This is a genomic window from Lysinibacillus sp. NPDC093190, from assembly GCF_050280425.1.
In the GTDB taxonomy this organism is placed as follows: domain Bacteria; phylum Bacillota; class Bacilli; order Bacillales_A; family Planococcaceae; genus Lysinibacillus.
This window is the reverse complement of sequence record NZ_JBNNVG010000022.1, coordinates 1-18705: the sequence shown is the minus strand read 5'-3', so window position 1 is coordinate 18705 and position 18705 is coordinate 1. Positions and strand designations below refer to the sequence as shown.

Genomic DNA, 18705 nt, shown 5'->3' with positions numbered 1-18705 from the left:
ATCTCCTTGAAAAGAGATGACAGACTCTTTCTAACTTCGAAAAAAAATAAAAAGCCCTTTTCTCCACACGCAAAGAATTACCTTACGTAGGGATGAAAAAGACTTTCCATGGTACCACCCTTTTTTATAGCAAATAATTGCTACCTCGTGAATAAATGTAAGCATTTATGCACCAATGCGAGATCATTCGCATCCAATAAGGTGTCATAAATTATTTATTCATTAATAACGAGCACTTTCGATTATGCCCGGAGCTATCTAATGGCGAACACGCTTTTAATAGCTCGCTCCGAGGGGATGTCGGATCTAGTTGTATCGCCGGCTTCCAGCACGACCGGCTCTCTGGTAGATACAAGGCTCTAGAACCTTTAACCTCATCAACGCTTTAACTATTTAAATTTTCATAACGCCACCTGTAGAGGCGTTTGTTACTAGTTTTGAATATCTTGCTAGCCAACCGCGCTTAATTTTCGGTTCAAATACCGGTAGTTTTGCACGACGTTCAGCTAATACTTCATCTGAAACTTCTAAATTGATTGTACGATTTGGTAGATCAATTGTGATAATGTCACCGTTCTCTACTAAAGCGATTGGTCCGCCTTCTGCTGCCTCCGGTGAAATATGTCCGATTGAAATACCACGAGATGCACCTGAGAAACGTCCATCTGTGATTAACGCAACCTTTGTACCAAGTCCACGTCCTTGAATCGCAGACGTTGGTGCAAGCATTTCAGGCATCCCTGGGCCACCTTTTGGTCCTTCGTAGCGAATGACGACTACATGGCCCTCTTTTACCGTCCCGTTATCGATATTTTCCTGTGCTGCTTCTTGTGAATCAAAGACGACTGCTTCGCCTCTGAATACTTTAATAGAAGGGTCTACAGCGCCTACTTTAATAACAGAACCCTCTGGCGCGATATTACCAAATAACACCGATAATCCACCAACTGGGCTATACGGATTGTCTTTCGTACGAATAACTTCATCATTTATAATATGGTAATCCTTTACAAGCTCACCCATTGTTACTCCTGCAACTGTTGGTCGATCTGGGTGAATAGCACCTGGAATAGACGTTAATTCATTAATAATGGCACTAACGCCACCTGCTTTATTAATATCATCCATTGAAATATCTGAAGCAGGCATAATTTTCGCTAAATATGGAACCCGCTCTGCAACTTTATTAATATCTTCAATGTTATAATCGATTTCAGCTTCATTGGCGATTGCTAATGTATGGAGAACTGTATTAGTCGAACCACCCATCGCCATATCAAGTGCGAATGCATCATCAATTGCTTCTTTAGTAATAATGTCACGAGGCTTGATATCCTCATTAATCATACGGACTAATTGTTTAGCAGCCTCTTTAATAAGATTATGGCGCTCTTCAGAAGTAGCGACGATTGTTCCATTACCTGGTAAAGCTACTCCTAGCATTTCCATTAAGCAGTTCATAGAGTTTGCAGTAAACATTCCTGAACATGAACCACATGTTGGACATGCATTGCTTTCAATATCTAACAGCTCTTCAGCTGACATTTTGCCTGATTTATGAGCCCCTACACCTTCAAAAACTGAAGTTAATGAAAGTTGCTTGCCAGAAGCAGAAGTACCAGCCTCCATTGGACCACCAGATACGAAAATTGACGGTACATTAGTACGAACTGCTGCCATTAACATTCCAGGAGTGATTTTGTCACAGTTAGGAATATAGAATACTCCATCAAACCAGTGTGCATTAATAACCGTTTCAGCTGAGTCTGCGATAATTTCACGGCTTGGTAAAGAATAACGCATTCCAATGTGCCCCATTGCAATACCATCATCTACACCGATTGTATTAAACTCAAACGGAATACCACCCGCTTCAATAATGGCCTCTTTGACAACATCAGCAAATGTACGTAAATGAACGTGACCTGGTATAATGTCGATATAAGAATTACAAACCCCAATAAATGGCTTGCCTAAATCTTTCGCTTTTACTTTGCCTGTTGCATATAAAAGACTTCGATGTGGCGCACGATCTACGCCTACTTTAATCATGTCACTTCTCATTTTAAACGCCCCTCTTTATTGCTATGTTCGTTGCTATAAACAAAATGTTCTGTCTATTTCGTTTTTGCTTATATGTTAATCGCCTAGAAGACAACTAACTGCTGTAACGAACGTGTTAAATTGTTGTTATCATAGTACGAAAAAAAGGTCTCGTCAACAGTATTTTTTGAATTGTCCAAACAATTTAAAAAATCAGCAAAATTTGAAATCGTTTTCATGCTGATTAAGCATCACTTTTATCTCGCTTTGATGAATATTTCGACATTTCGTTCAAATTTTAATTTTTTCAATAATCTATCAATGATATTTACAAATCCTTCAAAAGAGCGTGAACTGCTATTTAATGAGATAGCGCTTACAGTGTAAATATTTTTCTTAAGTACCCTGTTAAAAACACATTATCGGGATCATATTGACTTCGAATTGCTAAAAACTTTTCGATATCTGGGTATAGCTCATGTACATAATTAGCAGTTAAATGACTTAGTTTGCCCCAATGTGGTCGTCCTTTATATTTCATCATCATCGTATGGACCCATTTAAAATAAGGCTCTTCCTGCATTCCTTTATACATGTGAAAGGCAATAAACGCTGATTCGTGTCCTTGGGTAGGACTTAAAAAACCTGCTTCTCCCGCTGTCGTTCGACATTCTAACGGAAAATGCACATTAAAAATTCCACTTTTAAAGGTTACGTGGATTTCCTCTATACATGCCTCAAATTGCGTTAATGGAATAGCATATTCACTTTCTTGGAACTTGACGCTACGAGGGGACGGATAAATTTCATAGCTAATCCCCGTTTTCTCTCCTTCCACAACATTGGCTGCTGCTAATTTACTCATAGCGGCACTGAACGAAGGCTTCCATTTACAAAGCTCGGACATCGCAAAAAAAGCACCGTTCTCTACTATTTGTAGTTTCATTGTTTCGATTCTCTTATCCCAATTACTCTGATAAACAGGTGCTATAGCGTTCATGCGCTTCACTTGAATTGTTTCGCTGCCAGGGAAATAAAACCACTCAACATGTCGGTTTTGTCGAATATCTTCAGTAAATATCGCCAGCCCATTTTCTAAAGTATCTCTTGTGCTCACATAATGTAAGCTATATAGAGGTATCACCTTAATCGTTACTTTCACAAGTACACCCAGCATACCTAGTGAAACATACAAAGCTTCAGATAAATCATCCATTCCTCTCACATGCTCCCTATAAGTACCTGTACCATCTACAAAACCCCATCTTGTTACAGCTGAGGATAACGAACCGAGTGTTACACCTGTTCCATGGGTACCTGTTGACACTGCTCCTGCAATCGTTTGCTCCTGAATATCCCCCATATTTATAAGGGCAAAACCATGCTTCGCAAGCAATGGGCCTATTTCATATAAATACGTTCCAGCCCAAATTGTCGCTTCTTGCTTCTCCTCATTCACAGCTATTAGCCCACGCATCTTATGTAGAGAAAGTGCTATATGCTCAGGCATCGCAACAGCGCTAAAGGAGTGAGCTGCACCTGTGACACGAATCGTTTTTCCTGATTCACGTGTATGCTTCACGATATTTGTAACCTCTTCAATAGATCGAGGTAAGTACATCTCAGACGGATAAGAGATGACATTTCCAGCCCAGTTTGTCCACTTCTCACCATTTTTCCACTTATCTATAGAAAACATTGTCCATCCCCCCTATAGGTTGTATAAGCTCCTACATACTTGTCCCCTTTAATTCCATGTATGTTTTGAAATCTTTCACACAGTTCACCAGCTTTCGCATGTCGAAAATATAACGTGTCTCCTATGTTAACTTTTTTACGCTTTACCTTAACGGGTGTCTGAACTTCTCCTGCTCCTTCTAGATTAAGATATGAAAAAAAAGTGGGTTCATAGAATACCGGTAATCGATCAGCACTGATTGCTCCAGATGCTGTATAACCTCCACCATGACAAACAACAATATTATTTTCAGGCTTTCTTGTTACACTTAAAGCAAATCCAGCTGCCTTTTTCAGCCTTAGATGCGTAAATTGGTCAAATAAAGCTGGTGCATAAAATGCAGAGCCAACTGTTATTTCTGTTACTTCCTTCTGTTGTGCCGTGTATGCCATACTTCCTGAACCACCACCATTTACAAAGTGCAAGCTTGGAAAATATGCTTTTATATGCGCAATGGCTAATCTACGAAACTGGGTAACTTGCTTTTTAGCTTGCAATTGCATTACTTCAATTAGTCTTCCTTTAACAGCATTGGCTGGTCGATTACCGATTCCTGCAATTTGAGCCTCATAGCCCATTGCTCCAACTACCTCAATAAATGCTTGATTTTTAATATATTCGAGGAATGGTGTTAGTGACTCAAGTGAATGAAGCGAAGAGCGTTTCGTACCAAAATAAAGCAGCTTAAAATCATTGGATACATTAATATCAATACATACCTGCACACGAATACCTAGCTCTTGCCCTAGCTCCGCCAAAAACTTGACATGCTCCCGCTTATCCACCATAAAAGTGACAGTTTTCCCCGCTTTTACAAAGTGCAATAACTGACGAACAGCAGCTTCTTCCATCACCGGATATCCTAACAATAAATCATCAAAATGCTGTTGAAATAAAAATAGTGTTTCTGCCGCTGTAAACGTCATAAATCCCGTCACATTGGGTAGATTTTTTTGTAAATAGCGTAATATCTCCACAGAACGAACTGATTTCGTCGCAATACGTATATTTTTCTCTCCACAAGCGTTGTGTACAGTTGAAATATTATGATCCAGTGCATCAAAGTCCAACCAAGCAAATGGACGTTCTAGCTCATGGAACGCTCGATCAAATCTAGTAGTCATCCTATCACTCCTTTGTTTGTACTTTGTCTTTGATATTCATTTTGTAAGTTAAAGAAATTATTTTTAGACAATAAAAAACAACCGTGGACATGTAATCAAATTTGCCTTCACGGTTGTTTTTAATAATGGACAAGCATGTAACTCACCTTTCTACTATTTTAAGAGATTACGAGGAAAATATGAAATCCGCTGCTAAATTTAACAATACTAGCAGATGTAAGCCTGCAATCAGTAATCCTTGGCGATTTAAACGTTTCATAGCTGTCATATTCATATAGACCACTCTCCTTTTTTCACATTATACTCTCAGAAAAATCAATTTTCAAACTATTCGTAATATTAAAATTGAATCATTTTTCTGACAAACAGGCCCAAATATGGCATGTTAAAAAGTGCAATTATACCTATAAAGAGAGTGTAAAAGTTGAAAAAGGCTTTATTGGTAACTGATTATACGTATGATTTTGTCGCTTCTGATGGAAAACTAACTTGTGGAGGGCACGGTCAAACATTATTAGATTAATTTCGTCTTGGCGTAATTGCGTCCGGATTTTGAAATGTGTACGCACAATTCAAAAATTTATTACTGAAAACGAATTTGTTGTTTTTGCGAATGATCTATATGAGGAAGATGATCCGTTTCATCCTGAAACAAAGCGATTTCCCCCTCATAATATTCGCGGCACTAAAGGACGTCATTTATTTGGGCAAGTTGGCGAAATTTATAACCTTCACAAGGATAAAGTTTTGTGGCTTGATAAAACTCGCTATAGCGCATTTGCCGGAACCAATTTATCGATTTTATTAAATGAACGAGGTATCAAAGAAATTCATTTAGTTGGGGTTTGTACTGATATTTGTGGCAGTTGATGCTTATAATTTGGGCATTTCAACGGTTGTTTATGCAGATGGTGTTGCAAGTTTTGATGCTGCAGGTCATGAATGGGCATTACGTCATTTTGAACATATATTAGACGCAACGTTGTTAAGTCGTAAAAACCTTATCGTGAATTTGTAATAATTACTAAAGTAGCGAGACGCGTTTAATATACTCCATTCCGGGCATAACTAAGCAATCGCCATTATATCTTAATTTTAAGGAGATGAAAAAGAATGATTAGCTTCATTTGGTATTTAATCATCGGCGGAGTATTAGGTTGGTTAGCTGGCGTTATTTTAGGTAAAGATGTACCTGGCGGCATCATTGGAAATATTGTTGCAGGGGTTGTCGGTTCTTGGATCGGTAGTATGGTTCTTGGCAACTGGGGTTGGAGAGTTAGTAATTTTTACGTATTCCCAGCATTAATCGGTGCTGTAGTGCTGATCTTCATCGTAAGCATTATTTTAAAAAGTATGCGTAAAGCAACCTAAATATGTAATAAAGAGCCATCATTTTTGATGGCTCTTTACATATATTTTTGAAAATAAAATGATCAAGGAAATATTTTGATGTGACAGCTCTTTACATGAGTGTGTCGAGTCCTTTTCGCACATAAAATATCTATTACTTAATTTCCTTTTTATAATAATAAATAAATTAAATTACTCACCAAGAGATGTGGTTGATTGGAGTGGAGACAGGGCGACTCCTTGGGGATTAGCGTCCCAGATGAGACCCTGGAGCGAGCCATTAGGGGAACGAAGGCTAAGAGCATCACGTCCTGTGATAACGCCTTCGTGACCAACTTCGTGTTGGCCCAAGCGGCTCATCGGACGCCCCCAAGAAAGCGCCCTGTCGGAACGGAAATCAACCCCACGTTTTGCCGAAGAGCAATATTTTTAAAATCTTTTTGATGGTACTTTACTTTTCTTTATTTAAAACGACTGCTTCCTTTAGCTCATCATGATAGTCATTATACAAATTGAAATAATGTAACACCTTTTTAACATATTCATCACTGTGATTGTACTTAAAAACAGCTTCCTTTAAATGACCATCTGCTGCACCATTTTTCGATAAATAATTCGCGGCACTAAATATAGCGTCCTCTATATCAAAAGGATCTGCTATGCCATCTCCATTAGCATCTACGCCATATCCACCATATTTTTTAATGGTTTCTGGATTCATTAATTCAGCTTTCGATATATCCCCTTTTCCTAACCCCGAGCAGGAAGGATGTTTCCAGCCGACAAATGTACAAGGCATAAATTGCATAGGGCCTTCTGCCCCAGCTGGTGAAACGAGCGATTTCATTGAGGAGAAGCGTGTTTCAATTCGATGATGGGCTGCAAGCAAAGTCCAAGGCACGCCGTATTTCTCTTCTGCTGCTACATATATAGGAATATATTGCTCAGGAATTTTCATATCGAAATTTTGTTGAATTTCTTCTAGTGCTTTTTCCCGTGCTAATTTTTCAAATATAGGTAATGTTTGTAGCTCCTTCCATGCAAAAAAGGCGAAAACACAAACAGTTATCGCTATTGGTATTAATAAAGCTATCATGCCTAATTGAGCGGAAGGCGATAGCATCGGTTTTTTCTTCTTTTTTTTCGTCATATGTCACACCTAATCTTTTATTCTATTTCTATATTACCAAAATTTTCGATTATATAGCAGATTTTTCAGTATATAATTACCACTACTTTAATAGTTGAAAAGGAAGGGAAAAATATAGTAAAATATAATTCGACTATTTTATATGGATAATAATAGGAGGAATTTATTTTGTGGAAAGACTTTAAAGAATTTGCTATGAAAGGCAATATTGTCGATCTAGCAGTAGCAGTAGTAATTGGTGGTGCTTTCGGTAAAATTGTTACTTCCTTAGTTGCAAATATCATAATGCCATTAGTCGGTGTCTTAACTGGTGGTATTGATTTAACAGAGAGCTTTGTGTTTGGCTCAGGAGATGCGAAAGTTAAATTAGGCGAATTTTTACAGTCGATCCTTGACTTTTTAATAATTGCATTTGCAATATTTATGGCATTAAGACTTATGACAAAGCTAACTCGTAAAAAAGAAGAGGCTGTTGTGGAAGAACCAGCACCAGAATTGGATGCTAAAGAAGAACTTCTAAAAGAAATTCGAGATTTATTAAAAAAAGAACAAGCTTAAATTAAAGTTAAAAAGAATCTGTCTAATTACTTCGACTTATCCGAGGTAATAGGCAGATTCTTTTTAACTTTAAGGACGCAAATCCCATGGTTCAAAAACGCCCACATGTTTTTCCAGTATTTCTTGTTCTATTGTATCAATAATTCCTTGTGCAATTTCACTATTTGTTAGCCATCTTGAAGAGTTGTTGTTTAGTATGATAAATCCAAGTTTCACCTCTCTATAATTTATATTAGAAGGGATATAACTTTTTGTACGGTCATTATTTAAGTAAGAGCTACTTCCTTTTATATGATAAAATCACATTTTTCGGAGGAGGAATTGCTTGTAAAAGCGACTCCCAAACTCTTTTATCAGAGCCATGGATCCAAGCAATAATACAATCAAACGACCTATGAGTTTCTTAAGACTCTATTAAAGCCGATATCAATTATGCCTCGGCATAATTGATATCGGCTTTGTGCTTGCACAAAGAACTCCTTTCCGATTCCGTGACATCTTCCGGAGGCTTTAACTTCTTTCAGCGGATGTTTAGACACCCGCTGAAAGAAGTTAAAACTATTGTAATTCGTATAATCAACTAATAAAGGCGTTAATTTTGAAGCATTTTTAGCTTCATTTATCAATCTTTGCATTTTATTTTGCTGTCTCCAGATAACGGTTACATGATTACCTTCCTGTATAAGCCATACAGAAACATCCTTTAGCATTCCTGTTCCACCTATTACTAGCCATGTTTCATTTACTTTTCTTCCCTTCCTTATCTCCTACTATTCCTAGATGATTTAATATAAACAATCTCGCTAATTTTCTGAAATTATCTTGTTCTTCTTTAGTATACATGTTAAATTGGTAACAATTATTGAGATTATGGGGAAAAGAAGGTCTAATAGACTCCCACTTTATTATGATGAAGAAAAGAGTGACGACATGACAAACAGCAGAAGTATTGAAACAAAACTTGTACAACTTGGGAATTTAAGTGATCCTATAACTGGTGCTGTCAGCCCACCAATCCATTTATCGACAGCTTACAAACATACAGGCATCGGTGAATCCACTGGTTTTGATTATGCACGTACAAAAAATCCAACTCGTGCTCTATTAGAAGAAGGAATTGCCGATTTAGAGGGCGGAGATGCGGGCTTTGCCTGTAGCTCTGGGATGGCTGCTATTCAACTAGTTCTATCATTGTTTAAGCCTGGTGATGAATTAGTAGTGCCTGATGATTTATATGGTGGTACATATCGACTTTTTAATTTCTTTGAAGAAACATATAATATTAAGCCTGTCTACTCAAAATTTGAATCAGTTGAACAGGTAGAAGCATTAATCAACGACAATACGCGTGCTCTATTTATTGAAACACCGACAAATCCGCTCATGCAGGAATTTGATTTGCAAGTATATGCGGAATTGGCTCACAAGCATGGGGCGTGGTTAATTGTCGATAATACGTTCTATACACCATATTTCCAACGTCCAATCGAACTAGGTGCAGACATTATCATTCATTCAGCTACTAAATATATTGGTGGACATAATGATGTGTTAGCTGGTTTAGTTGTCGCAAAAGGTGCTGAATTAGCAGAACGCATTGGCTTTATTCATAATGGTAGCGGTATGGTTTTAGGTGCGATGGATTCCTGGTTACTTATTCGCGGATTAAAAACAATGCATCTTCGATTAAAGCAGCACGATGCGAACGCCAAAGCAATTGCCGCATATTTAGAGGAAGAAGAGCTTGTAACAGACGTGCTATACACAGGAAAAGGTGGCATGCTTTCATTCCGCTTGGAAAAGGCTGAGTGGATTGACCCATTCCTTCGAAACTTAAAGCTAATTACTTTTGCTGAAAGCCTTGGTGGTGTTGAAAGCTTTATTACGTATCCTGCTACTCAAACACATGCAGACATGCCTTATGAGGAGCGTATTGAACGTGGTGTTTGTGACCGATTACTACGCTTTTCTGTTGGCGTTGAAGAGGCTGAAGATTTAATTGCGGATTTAAAACAAGTATTCGATATCCTTAGAGAAGAGGTTAAAAATGAAGCAGCATATTGAAACAAGCCTAATTCACGCAGGTGTCCGTGACGGCTATGAAAATAAAAAGGGTGCAGTCAATGTGCCTATGTATTTATCATCTACTTTTCATCAGGAAAGTATCGATGTATTCGGCGAATATGATTATGCACGTTCTGGCAACCCTACGCGGGATGCATTAGAAAAAGCAATAGCTGAGCTTGAAGGCGGAGTACGAGCCCATGCATTTTCTTCTGGGATTGCCGCTGTATCTGCAGCATTAATGCTATTATCTCAGGGGGACCATATTGTCATTACAGAGGATGTTTATGGTGGAACATACCGCTTCGTCTCCAAGGTTTTACCACGCTTCGGTATTTCCCATACTTTCGTTGATTTCACAGATTTAGCGGCAGTAGAAGCAGCCATTACACCAGCTACAAAGCTTCTCTATATGGAAACACCGTCAAATCCAACACTTGGCATCACAGATATTCGCGGAGTAGTAGCACTTGCCAAGCAGCATAATTGCTTAACGTTTTTAGACAATACTTTTATGACACCTTTACACCAACGTCCTCTTGAGCTAGGTGTTGATGTTATTATTCATAGTGCTACAAAGTTTTTATCTGGGCACTCTGATATTATCGCGGGATTGACAGTAACGGCTGACGAAAAACTTGGTCAGGAGCTATACTTTATCCAAAATTCATTTGGCAATATATTAGGTGTACAGGACTGCTTTACTTTATTGCAAAATATTAAAACAACAGATGTGCGTTTTACTCGTTCTGCTGAATCGGCACAGAAGATTGCGGAGTTTTTAGCTGCAAATTCCCTTGTCGAGCAAGTATACTACCCAGGGCTTGCATCACATCCTGGCTATGAGATTCATCATAGCCAATCTACGAGTGCAGGAGCAGTACTATCCTTCCGCCTAGCAAGCTATGAAGCTGCAAAAGCGCTAGTAGAAGCGATGAAAATTCCAGTTTTCGCTGTCTCTCTTGGTGGCGTTGAATCCATTTTATCCTACCCTGCTAAAATGAGTCATGCAGCAATGGAGCCTGAGGAGCGTGCAAAACGTGGTATTACTGATGGGCTATTACGATTCTCAGTAGGATTAGAGCATGTTGACGATCTGATCGCCGATTTCGCTCAGGCATTAGAAGTGATTGCCGCAAAAGCTATATAACAACAAAACAACCGCGTTTCCGATTGATGGAAACGCGGTTTTGTTCATTAAATGTACTTATTAAATGTCTATGTTTAACAATCAATTGTTCACACGAGCTAGTACTCGATATAAATAATCTCCATGGCCCTTTGCTAATGTTACTTCTTGTTCATCTGTTATCCAGTAAAATGAAAACTCTAAGCATGCCTCATTAACACCTGTCGGACAATGCTTCCAAGAATCTCGTTTTTCATTTGTCGTTAAATGATAAAAATAGCGTTTTTGTAATAGCCCTGAATGATGATTAAAATAATCCTGGGCAATTAACCCCTTCACTACTAAACAGGATAAACCTGTCTCCTCAAACATCTCCCGTGTTACTGCCTCTAGCGGTGTTTCCCCTTCCTCTACCGTGCCTTTAGGAATTTGAATCCCTGCTCCTTCTGTATTTTGCTCAAATACTAGCACTTGTAACTGACCCTCATGCTCTCTCGTAATATAGCCAAATGCCTTTTCAACAACTTGCATGAAGTCATCCCCCTTCGCGTGATTTAATATTACAATAAATAGAAAAATTGGAACTATAGGTGAAAAGTATTGATATCAATTATACGACACATGCAAAAGAATGACATCATTTTTGTGCAAGAAATTGCCAAAAAGAGTTGGCATCACACATACGAAGGAATTATCCCACATGAGATTCAAAATCGTTTTTTACAAGTTGCTTATAGTAGAGACCGATTGCTAGATCGTATAGAAAATAGTTTATTTTTAGTTGCTTATACTTGAAGAATCAATAGTAGGCTTTGCAAATTTTTCAAATGTTGTAGATGGTGAGGCAGAACTTTACTCAATATATTTACTTCCTGAAAATCAGGGCAAAGGAATTAGTACAGCCATATTACATGAAGGTATCAAAATACTTCCAGATTTAACATCACTTTTAGTTTGTGTAGAAAAGGAAAATACGATTAACATGAACTTTTATCAAGCAAAGGGCTTCAAGAAATTGGAGGAGTTTGATGAGTTATTTGATGGTCATTTATTGAAAACAGTTAAACTTAGCTTAAAAATAACTACTTAGTGTAACGGAGCTATAACTTACTCCGTTACACATTTTATATGTAATTTATGCAAGGTTGATTTGCTCGGATTGGATGACAAGTGCTGTTAAGCCTGAATCACTCCTGGATTCATGTGCCTCTCCAGTTTGCCAAAGAACACCTTCCCCTGTCTTTATGATTACTTTTTCTTGATCCTCACCGCAAACCCATCCTTCGCCCTGAATCACAATAAATAACTGTGGTACAGGCGCCTCATGCATCCCAACAACACCACCAGGCTCTATATAAATGAAGCCGATACTTGCAGGCTCCACCGTTTTCATGATTTTCGTATAAAAAGCATCTATCGATTGATAATTATTAATTTGATTGGCCAATTCTAGTGTGAAATTATATTTTTTCATGTCAGCATATTTCCCTTCAATTTTTCACTAAAATCCTATACATTAAAACATCATCTATATATTCATTGTCATGTAGCTTTATTTCATTGATTTTTCTTCCTTCTTCAACAAATCCCATCTTTTTATAGAGCACAATAGCCCTTTCGTTTGTTGAAAATACGCCAAGACTAATTTTTTCAATATAAGGGTTATGCTCTGCCCATCCCAGTATCTTTTCAATTAAGTGTTTACCAATTCCTAGACCACGATATTTATTAAGCGCCATCATGCCAAAGGTACCTGTATGTGCTAATCGTTTTCTTTGTGATGATTGAAATACAAGCGAGGAGATTGAAGCCAAGCACGTGGAAAGCGTTCACTCGGAGTAAAAATCAACCTTTGTCTATTGACACACATTTATTTATATGAATTGTTAATGTTTTTTAATGTAGTCAGATATCTTTGGAAATTTTTTAAATCCTTCGCTAAAAATTCATTTGATAGCCAAGAATTTTTTGTCATAATATCTTCAACAAAATTAGAGAGAGCAGTTTTATTTAATTGACTAAAATGATTTGAAATCAGCGTATTTTTGATTGTTTCTTGCCAGTCATTATAATTCTCTATTTTCTTTTGTACAAGATGTGATTGATTTGAATAAATTGATTTAACTAGTTGGTTATAGTCCTTGAATGCTTCAAGAAGTGCGTCATAATCCGCCCCAATTGTTACAGCATCCTGTTCTTTTTTACTGCTTGAGATTCTTCCCGCTTAGTTTGATCATTCGTAGATTGAAGAAAATTTACCGTATTAGTATGGACGTTATCTTCATAATAAAAATGTCTCCCTCTTTATTTGTGTTAAAGACTATATCGGATTAATTACAAATAATCGAAGATAATTGGTCAATTTTACAATTCCGTAAAAATAAAAAAACCCAGAATATTTTCTGGGCTTGATGACACTTACTTTTCTAGCTGATTAAAACTGACGGGCTTTTGCTTCACTTCTCAAGATACGGTTATGCAGGGTAATCTCCGTTTCACCATTTACTTGAGATTTTGAGCGCTTAATCCTTGACCAGTTGCGGTGGATTTTTTGAGATTTTGGGTCTAACTGTTCAAACCTACTCATTTGCCATCCTCCTCATCAATATAGATTTCATAAGTGAAACCTTTTTTAGTATGACCTTGCAATTAAAAATTATTCAGTTTTCTATCACCATTAACCCCACACTTCTTGCAATGTACTTCTAAATAACGCATTTAATTTTTGTGTAGGATCATCGACTTTAACATGAAGATTTTTACAGTATGTCTCAATATGTTTTATTTCTTTATCTAAATACTCATTAATACTTTCAATTCGCGGTTCCATATTTAGTTCTTCACCAGCCATTTTTCTCTGCAAAAGTTTCTGAATTTCGGTTTTTAAAGGGCCGTCAGTAATTATTTCATTTAACAAGTCCTGAAAATCAATGGGTGGAACCGTATTGTTTTTCTCGATCCATTTACATGCTAAAATTGGTCTGAGGACATAGAAATATTTTTTTATTTTTACTTCTGAACCCTGTAAATACTCACGATAATTGTTTTTTGCCATATTTAAATAGTGATATAAGCTTGCATTTGGATAAAATACTTCTCTTTCTAGTAACCGTACATTGTCAATAAATGAATATTGTTGGTCATAAACTATATTACTTCGTAACCATTCTAAAAGAGGTGGATTACTTTTGCGAAATAGCCTTAATGCTTTTGTTATTTCCCAACCACTAATATCTAACAAATCATTGATAGGCACTTCAATGACATCCCTCTTTGCCCCAATTCCTTGAGGGTCGATTGAAAGATACCACTGAGGTTGATGAATATATATGAAACGAACATCATAATCACTATCCTTAGAAGGAAATCCCCAAGCACGACTACCCGATTCTATAGCGTATAAAATTTTCACTTGATACTCATTTTCAATTTTTTTTAATTTACTTAGTATAATTTCCTTCATTTTATTACCACTTTCCAAATTTTATCATTTAAAGCATTTGCCTTGTATCAACTATACCTGTATTATCATAAATTCTAAGTTGGTTTCGACCGCTTTCCTTTGCACTATAAAGCGCTTGATCCGCACTGTCAAGCAGCTCGTAAAATGTTGAAATATTTTTAGAATGACCATATCCTGCGATACCAATACTCACTGTCACATCGATTTCAAAATCATCCGCATGGTAAGGGTTATCTTCAACATGTTGCCGAACTCTTTCCGCTATTTTTATTGCACTCACTAACGTAGTATTTGGGGATAAAATGACAAACTCCTCTCCCCCATACCTTGTAACAATATCGATTCTTCGCACAGAATTTGTAATGATGTTTGCGACGTGCTTTAGTACTTCATCACCGATTAAATGTCCATATGTATCATTGACCTTTTTGAAAAAATCAATATCAATCGCTATACATGAACAATGGTTTTGTCCTTCTAAACATTTCTGAAAAGCAAGCTCCCCCTGCTCAATTAAAAAACGACGATTATACAGCTTCGTCAACTGACAGGTAATCGATAATTCCTTCAGTAAGATAGTATCTTTTCTCACCTTGTCGCTCATTTCATTGAAGGACGAACAAAGCTCCTGAAATTCTTGCGCATAAGGTGCCAGCTGTTGTTCATTTATTTGATAATCATAAAAACCTTGTTCTACCTTTCTAACACCTGTAAGAAGCTGCTGGATAGGTTCTTCAATTCTTTTAGAGAGATGTAACATCATTTTAATCGTAAAAAATGACCCTACTACTAAACAAATGGTTATCCATAAAAATCTAATGATTAATGGTTTATAGGCCTCTAACGGATCAATTTCTGATATGATAAACCATTTCCCTTCATTTATAGGCTTACTTTTAGCAAGAACCCACTTATTATTCGCGTTTTTATAAAGCTCGAGTCCGCTTGTTGTATTTTTTAAAGCTGCGTTCAGGATATGCTTATCAACTAAATAATTGCCAGAAGACCGTTGTTGTTTATTGTTAAATTCTGTGAGCATAGTACCTTCTTGATCTATAATATAAGCATGACCTAAAAAGCCCACTCTCGATTCTTGTAGCAGTTGATCGATAGTGTCTAAATTTACTGCGCCAAAAACTACACCATTGAATTGTTGTTGTGCATTAAGAATCGGTGAAGCAAATGCAATAATAGGCTGCTTTGTAACTTTACTTATTAAAATATCTGTTATATACGGTTGCTTCGTTTTTTTAGCAACTTGAAAATACTTTCGGTCATTTACATCCATACTAACACCTGTTGTACTGTTTTCGGTAACTGTATCAACTTGCACGATGCCCTCTTTATTGACGAATATTAAGTCTGTGAAATTTGTTTTTTCTTTAAAATCTTGAAAAAAAGTTTGCGATTTTTCAAAATTATAGTCCTTTACAAAATCTAAATTAGCTATTGTATGTATATCACTGGATCGCTCTGATAACCAGCTTTCAAAAAAATATGTTTGGGCATCCAAATAATGTTTCATCTCTTCATTTTGATGTTGAATGGTTTGCCGATATTCAATATAAAGCGTTGGAATAAAAATACATAAACCAATAATAAAAGTAATCCATACAAGTGATCGATGAAGCTGACCTTTTATTGTGTTTGGCTGTGGAAACTTTTTTAAAACCCTCAAAGCAATAACCTCCAAATTAATCTAAATATTTCCTTAAAATGGGCAATAAATAGTATTTTATTCATTAAAAATACCACAACAAGAAGATTGTGGCAGTGAGAAATTTAACTTCTTTCAGCAAGTGTTTTATGTAACGTAAGTGAAACGGCAGTTACAAGTGTTTTATGTAACGTAAGTGAAACGGCAGTTACAAGTGTTTTATGTAACGTAAGTGAAACGGCAGTTACAAGTGTTTTGGTAGCGCAAGCGAACGTCAGCTACAAATGTCTTTTGTACCGAAAGTGAAACGACAGTTAAAGGAAAATCGATACTGCTTTTCGCTGACCGCCAGACGCATTTTTCAACAAGATATGATTATAAGTCGGTAATCCTAATATTTCATATAGCTCTCCCAAATCAATCGGTTTGTTCGTCAATGTAGCAAAAAGAGCAATCACTTCACGAACTTTCTGATGCTGATAACTCGTAAAAATTTAGTATTACAGCGCTATTGCTCCTGCACATTTTAGGACGAATCATTGAATACAATAGAACATCCATCAGGTTTTACATCTTTAGCTATACATTTTGACAAAGTAGATTTACCGGCTCCATTCTGACTTAATAATAAATAACAATAGCCCATTGTGAACTACCCCCACTTAGTATCCCTTACGAACTTATTTGAAGTGAGGCTTCTCGGTTAGTCGTTACTTTTTCTTTCATGCTGTTTGTAAGTTTAATTGAGCGTTTGCCAAAGCTAATGAATCAACTTCTTTTAACCATTCAAACTCTGCTTTGTATTTTCCTGAGTTGGAAACTTTAGTTTTTTTAGTTGTTCTTTATCATCTTTATATTTCTCATACACCACTTTACATTCAGCCAACATTTTGTTATACACAAAACGCACACAACCGAAAGTTTTACGCATAAGATATGCTGTGCTTGTTCTTCTGTTGGATACAAACGAAATTTATATGCTTTATTATGCTTAGTCATATCGTTTCACCTTGATTTTCAATATACTTATTTACTATGTCTATTGGTGAACCACTAGTAGTTAGTAAGAAGCAAAAACTTCTGGACCAAAACATCTCTTTCCAAAGTTTCTTTTTTACTTGTTGAAAATCTCTTTTAATTAGTCGAGAACTTGCACTTTTATAAGCATTAATGAATTTTGTCATTTCTGTATTAGCATGTGCCTTGAACAAGATAATTATTTTTTCACAATATCCTTCCTCCAAAATAACCCCTCCCTTTTTATTACTGACTATACTAAAAAAAACATAAAAATATATGTTTCTATAAAATGATTTTTTATGTAAAATAAATAATAATTGGGAATTAAGTAAAGATAAAGGGAAATCATCCTAACACAGCTTCTACTGACGACGTTCGATGAGCGGTTAGGCCAAATCTTGTTTTTACTGCACGAATAATAGAATACTAATTTTAAAGGGAGTTACCGAAGTGAGCGATTTTGAAGAACTTAAGTATTTTTTAGGACCACATTTTGGTCCAGAGATAGACTGGGAGCTAATCGAATACGCTGTTATTGATCATCGACAATTAAGTAAAAAAGAACGATCCAAATTCAAAGAAGAGCTCCTTTATATGAAACAACTGTTAGAACAAAATCAATATGAAAAAATACAGCAGATTATCGAGAAGCATGCTTTAGAAGATACAAAGCTTTACGATATAGAAAAAATACAAAGATTTATTGATGAGGTTTTACCTATTATTGAGAAATATGAGTATAAGAAAGGTATCCCTTATGTCCCATTTAAAGCTTTAAACTATTTGTTTGATAAAGTTATTATCCCTACTAAAACATTTTTATCTTTTGACTTTATTGCTATAGATATCAAAAGAGAAGGGGATACATTTATACATCATATCTTGCAAGATTTACAATATGTAGAAAAAGCCTTTATGGAACAAGATGAAGTAAAGATTCAAAAGTTACAGCAACTTTCCAGAGAAAAAGGGGTTAATTTTTTAGAATCACAATATCGAGATGAATTTATCCAAGTAGTAACGAACGAATTAAGTTAATAAATAAGGATGTCCTATAAAGAGAATTGACTACGAAAAATAGCCACTAAATAGCTCATTCACCTCCCATAAATTAGTCAACCCATAAAGTATAACTTCAATTAATAGTAATTTTTCTACTTGATAATAAGTAAAGATAATCGGGCTTTTGCGCTTTAGTGTAAATGTCAACACCGAGCGTTAATGCGGAACGGTTTTGGCGAGTGCTATTTCTTTCTCTTTTCACTATCGGACACAGTATGAGTGTTTGTACATACAAAAAGACCTTTCACCAAAGGAGGGCACTGAAAAACTTACGTTTTCATAAAAGCGAACCTTTCTCAGATAAAAATAAGGCACTTCTTGTTCGATTTTGAACAGGAAGTGCCTTA

At 36.4% G+C, this 18705-nt stretch carries 16 protein-coding genes and 5 pseudogenes; 7 read left to right on the top strand and 14 right to left on the bottom strand.

What is annotated here, in order from left to right; genetic code table 11:
- Positions 1 to 393: 393 nt before the first annotated feature.
- The 3 genes from ilvD to ACQKOF_RS16785 all read right to left on the bottom strand — a co-directional run bounded on the left by ilvD (position 394) and on the right by ACQKOF_RS16785 (position 4905).
- A complete protein-coding gene (gene ilvD, locus ACQKOF_RS16795) occupies positions 394 to 2064 on the bottom strand; it encodes a dihydroxy-acid dehydratase (protein ID WP_427559326.1) in 1671 nt (556 codons plus the stop codon).
- 355 nt (positions 2065 to 2419) lie between these two features.
- The gene (locus ACQKOF_RS16790; RefSeq protein WP_427559323.1) at positions 2420 to 3742 is read right to left on the bottom strand and encodes a D-arabinono-1,4-lactone oxidase; all 1323 of its coding nucleotides are present in this window, start codon (positions 3740 to 3742) and stop codon (positions 2420 to 2422) included.
- Complete coding sequence (locus ACQKOF_RS16785; protein WP_427559320.1) at positions 3730 to 4905, bottom strand: amino acid deaminase/aldolase; 1176 nt, start codon at positions 4903 to 4905, stop codon at positions 3730 to 3732. Before ACQKOF_RS16785 ends, ACQKOF_RS16790 begins: the two co-directional genes overlap by 13 nt.
- A gap of 424 nt (positions 4906 to 5329) precedes the next feature.
- On the opposite strand from ACQKOF_RS16785, the pseudogene ACQKOF_RS16780 reads away from it, so the two are divergent.
- A pseudogene (locus tag ACQKOF_RS16780) lies at positions 5330 to 5923 on the top strand (cysteine hydrolase family protein).
- Positions 5924 to 6018: 95 nt separating this feature from the next.
- Complete coding sequence (locus ACQKOF_RS16775) at positions 6019 to 6276, top strand: GlsB/YeaQ/YmgE family stress response membrane protein (protein WP_142507034.1); 258 nt, start codon at positions 6019 to 6021, stop codon at positions 6274 to 6276.
- 430 nt (positions 6277 to 6706) lie between these two features.
- Here the strand turns inward: ACQKOF_RS16775 and ACQKOF_RS16770 are convergent, their stop codons facing one another.
- Positions 6707 to 7405 (bottom strand): lytic transglycosylase domain-containing protein, encoded by a 699-nt coding sequence (locus tag ACQKOF_RS16770; protein ID WP_427559317.1) that lies wholly within the window; start codon positions 7403 to 7405, stop codon positions 6707 to 6709.
- A gap of 168 nt (positions 7406 to 7573) precedes the next feature.
- Here ACQKOF_RS16770 and mscL point away from each other — a divergent pair, with 168 nt between their 5' ends.
- Entirely contained in the window at positions 7574 to 7963 is a 390-nt protein-coding gene (mscL, locus tag ACQKOF_RS16765) for a large conductance mechanosensitive channel protein MscL (RefSeq protein WP_402871254.1), read from the top strand.
- A 392-nt stretch (positions 7964 to 8355) separates the two neighbouring features.
- On the opposite strand, the gene ACQKOF_RS16760 is transcribed toward mscL, so the two are convergent.
- Positions 8356 to 8673, bottom strand: coding sequence for a hypothetical protein (locus ACQKOF_RS16760; RefSeq protein ID WP_427559315.1), 318 nt, complete (start codon positions 8671 to 8673; stop codon positions 8356 to 8358).
- A 220-nt stretch (positions 8674 to 8893) separates the two neighbouring features.
- On the opposite strand from ACQKOF_RS16760, the gene ACQKOF_RS16755 reads away from it, so the two are divergent.
- Complete coding sequence (locus ACQKOF_RS16755; RefSeq protein ID WP_427559312.1) at positions 8894 to 10027, top strand: methionine biosynthesis PLP-dependent protein; 1134 nt, start codon at positions 8894 to 8896, stop codon at positions 10025 to 10027.
- Positions 10011 to 11177: a cystathionine beta-lyase gene (gene metC / locus ACQKOF_RS16750; protein WP_427559310.1), complete on the top strand. Its 1167-nt coding sequence runs from the start codon at positions 10011 to 10013 to the stop codon at positions 11175 to 11177. The genes ACQKOF_RS16755 and metC overlap by 17 nt, the downstream gene beginning before the upstream one ends.
- Positions 11178 to 11258: 81 nt before the next feature.
- On the opposite strand, the gene ACQKOF_RS16745 is transcribed toward metC, so the two are convergent.
- The gene (locus ACQKOF_RS16745) at positions 11259 to 11687 is read right to left on the bottom strand and encodes an NUDIX hydrolase (RefSeq protein WP_427559307.1); all 429 of its coding nucleotides are present in this window, start codon (positions 11685 to 11687) and stop codon (positions 11259 to 11261) included.
- Positions 11688 to 11777: 90 nt separating this feature from the next.
- Here ACQKOF_RS16745 and ACQKOF_RS16740 point away from each other — a divergent pair.
- Positions 11778 to 12246, top strand: a pseudogene (locus ACQKOF_RS16740) (GNAT family N-acetyltransferase).
- Positions 12247 to 12291: 45 nt separating this feature from the next.
- On the opposite strand, the gene ACQKOF_RS16735 reads toward ACQKOF_RS16740, so the two are convergent.
- The 8 genes and pseudogenes from ACQKOF_RS16735 to ACQKOF_RS16700 form a co-directional block, all read right to left on the bottom strand.
- Positions 12292 to 12630, bottom strand: a complete 339-nt coding sequence (locus ACQKOF_RS16735; protein ID WP_427559305.1) for a cupin domain-containing protein — start codon at positions 12628 to 12630, stop codon at positions 12292 to 12294.
- A 16-nt stretch (positions 12631 to 12646) separates the two neighbouring features.
- Positions 12647 to 12937 (bottom strand): annotated as a pseudogene (locus ACQKOF_RS16730) (N-acetyltransferase family protein); the annotation flags it as partial.
- 653 nt (positions 12938 to 13590) lie between these two features.
- Positions 13591 to 13743: a YpzG family protein gene (locus tag ACQKOF_RS16725; protein ID WP_082172689.1), complete on the bottom strand. Its 153-nt coding sequence runs from the start codon at positions 13741 to 13743 to the stop codon at positions 13591 to 13593.
- Positions 13744 to 13833: 90 nt separating this feature from the next.
- Positions 13834 to 14619, bottom strand: coding sequence for a nucleotidyltransferase domain-containing protein (locus tag ACQKOF_RS16720; RefSeq protein WP_427559302.1), 786 nt, complete (start codon positions 14617 to 14619; stop codon positions 13834 to 13836).
- Positions 14620 to 14647: 28 nt separating this feature from the next.
- Positions 14648 to 16297 carry a sensor domain-containing diguanylate cyclase gene (locus ACQKOF_RS16715; protein WP_427559300.1) on the bottom strand — a complete coding sequence of 550 codons (1650 nt, stop codon included), beginning with the start codon at positions 16295 to 16297 and terminating at the stop codon, positions 14648 to 14650.
- A gap of 505 nt (positions 16298 to 16802) precedes the next feature.
- Positions 16803 to 16922, bottom strand: coding sequence for an ATP-binding cassette domain-containing protein (locus tag ACQKOF_RS16710; RefSeq protein WP_427559297.1), 120 nt, complete (start codon positions 16920 to 16922; stop codon positions 16803 to 16805).
- Positions 16923 to 17001: 79 nt separating this feature from the next.
- A pseudogene (locus tag ACQKOF_RS16705) lies at positions 17002 to 17275 on the bottom strand (helix-turn-helix domain-containing protein); the annotation flags it as partial.
- Positions 17272 to 17502 (bottom strand): annotated as a pseudogene (locus ACQKOF_RS16700) (IS200/IS605 family transposase); the annotation flags it as partial. The pseudogenes ACQKOF_RS16705 and ACQKOF_RS16700, both read right to left, overlap by 4 nt.
- Positions 17503 to 17746: 244 nt before the next feature.
- Here ACQKOF_RS16700 and ACQKOF_RS16695 point away from each other — a divergent pair.
- Positions 17747 to 18334 carry a hypothetical protein gene (locus ACQKOF_RS16695; protein WP_427559294.1) on the top strand — a complete coding sequence of 196 codons (588 nt, stop codon included), beginning with the start codon at positions 17747 to 17749 and terminating at the stop codon, positions 18332 to 18334.
- Positions 18335 to 18705: the final 371 nt, after the last annotated feature.

Bases quoted from the DNA above. Each gene is read 5' to 3' on its own strand.
- ilvD (WP_427559326.1), bottom strand. From the start codon at position 2,064: ATGAGAAGTGACATGATTAAAGTAGGCGTAGATCGTGCGCCACATCGA.
- ACQKOF_RS16790 (WP_427559323.1), bottom strand. From the start codon at position 3,742: ATGTTTTCTATAGATAAGTGGAAAAATGGTGAGAAGTGGACAAACTGG.
- ACQKOF_RS16785 (WP_427559320.1), bottom strand. From the start codon at position 4,905: ATGACTACTAGATTTGATCGAGCGTTCCATGAGCTAGAACGTCCATTT.
- ACQKOF_RS16775 (WP_142507034.1), top strand. From the start codon at position 6,019: ATGATTAGCTTCATTTGGTATTTAATCATCGGCGGAGTATTAGGTTGG.
- ACQKOF_RS16770 (WP_427559317.1), bottom strand. From the start codon at position 7,405: ATGACGAAAAAAAAGAAGAAAAAACCGATGCTATCGCCTTCCGCTCAA.
- ACQKOF_RS16760 (WP_427559315.1), bottom strand. From the start codon at position 8,673: ATGCTAAAGGATGTTTCTGTATGGCTTATACAGGAAGGTAATCATGTA.
- ACQKOF_RS16755 (WP_427559312.1), top strand. From the start codon at position 8,894: ATGACAAACAGCAGAAGTATTGAAACAAAACTTGTACAACTTGGGAAT.
- metC (WP_427559310.1), top strand. From the start codon at position 10,011: ATGAAGCAGCATATTGAAACAAGCCTAATTCACGCAGGTGTCCGTGAC.
- ACQKOF_RS16745 (WP_427559307.1), bottom strand. From the start codon at position 11,687: ATGCAAGTTGTTGAAAAGGCATTTGGCTATATTACGAGAGAGCATGAG.
- ACQKOF_RS16735 (WP_427559305.1), bottom strand. From the start codon at position 12,630: ATGAAAAAATATAATTTCACACTAGAATTGGCCAATCAAATTAATAAT.
- ACQKOF_RS16725 (WP_082172689.1), bottom strand. From the start codon at position 13,743: ATGAGTAGGTTTGAACAGTTAGACCCAAAATCTCAAAAAATCCACCGC.
- ACQKOF_RS16720 (WP_427559302.1), bottom strand. From the start codon at position 14,619: ATGAAGGAAATTATACTAAGTAAATTAAAAAAAATTGAAAATGAGTAT.
- ACQKOF_RS16710 (WP_427559297.1), bottom strand. From the start codon at position 16,922: ATGGGCTATTGTTATTTATTATTAAGTCAGAATGGAGCCGGTAAATCT.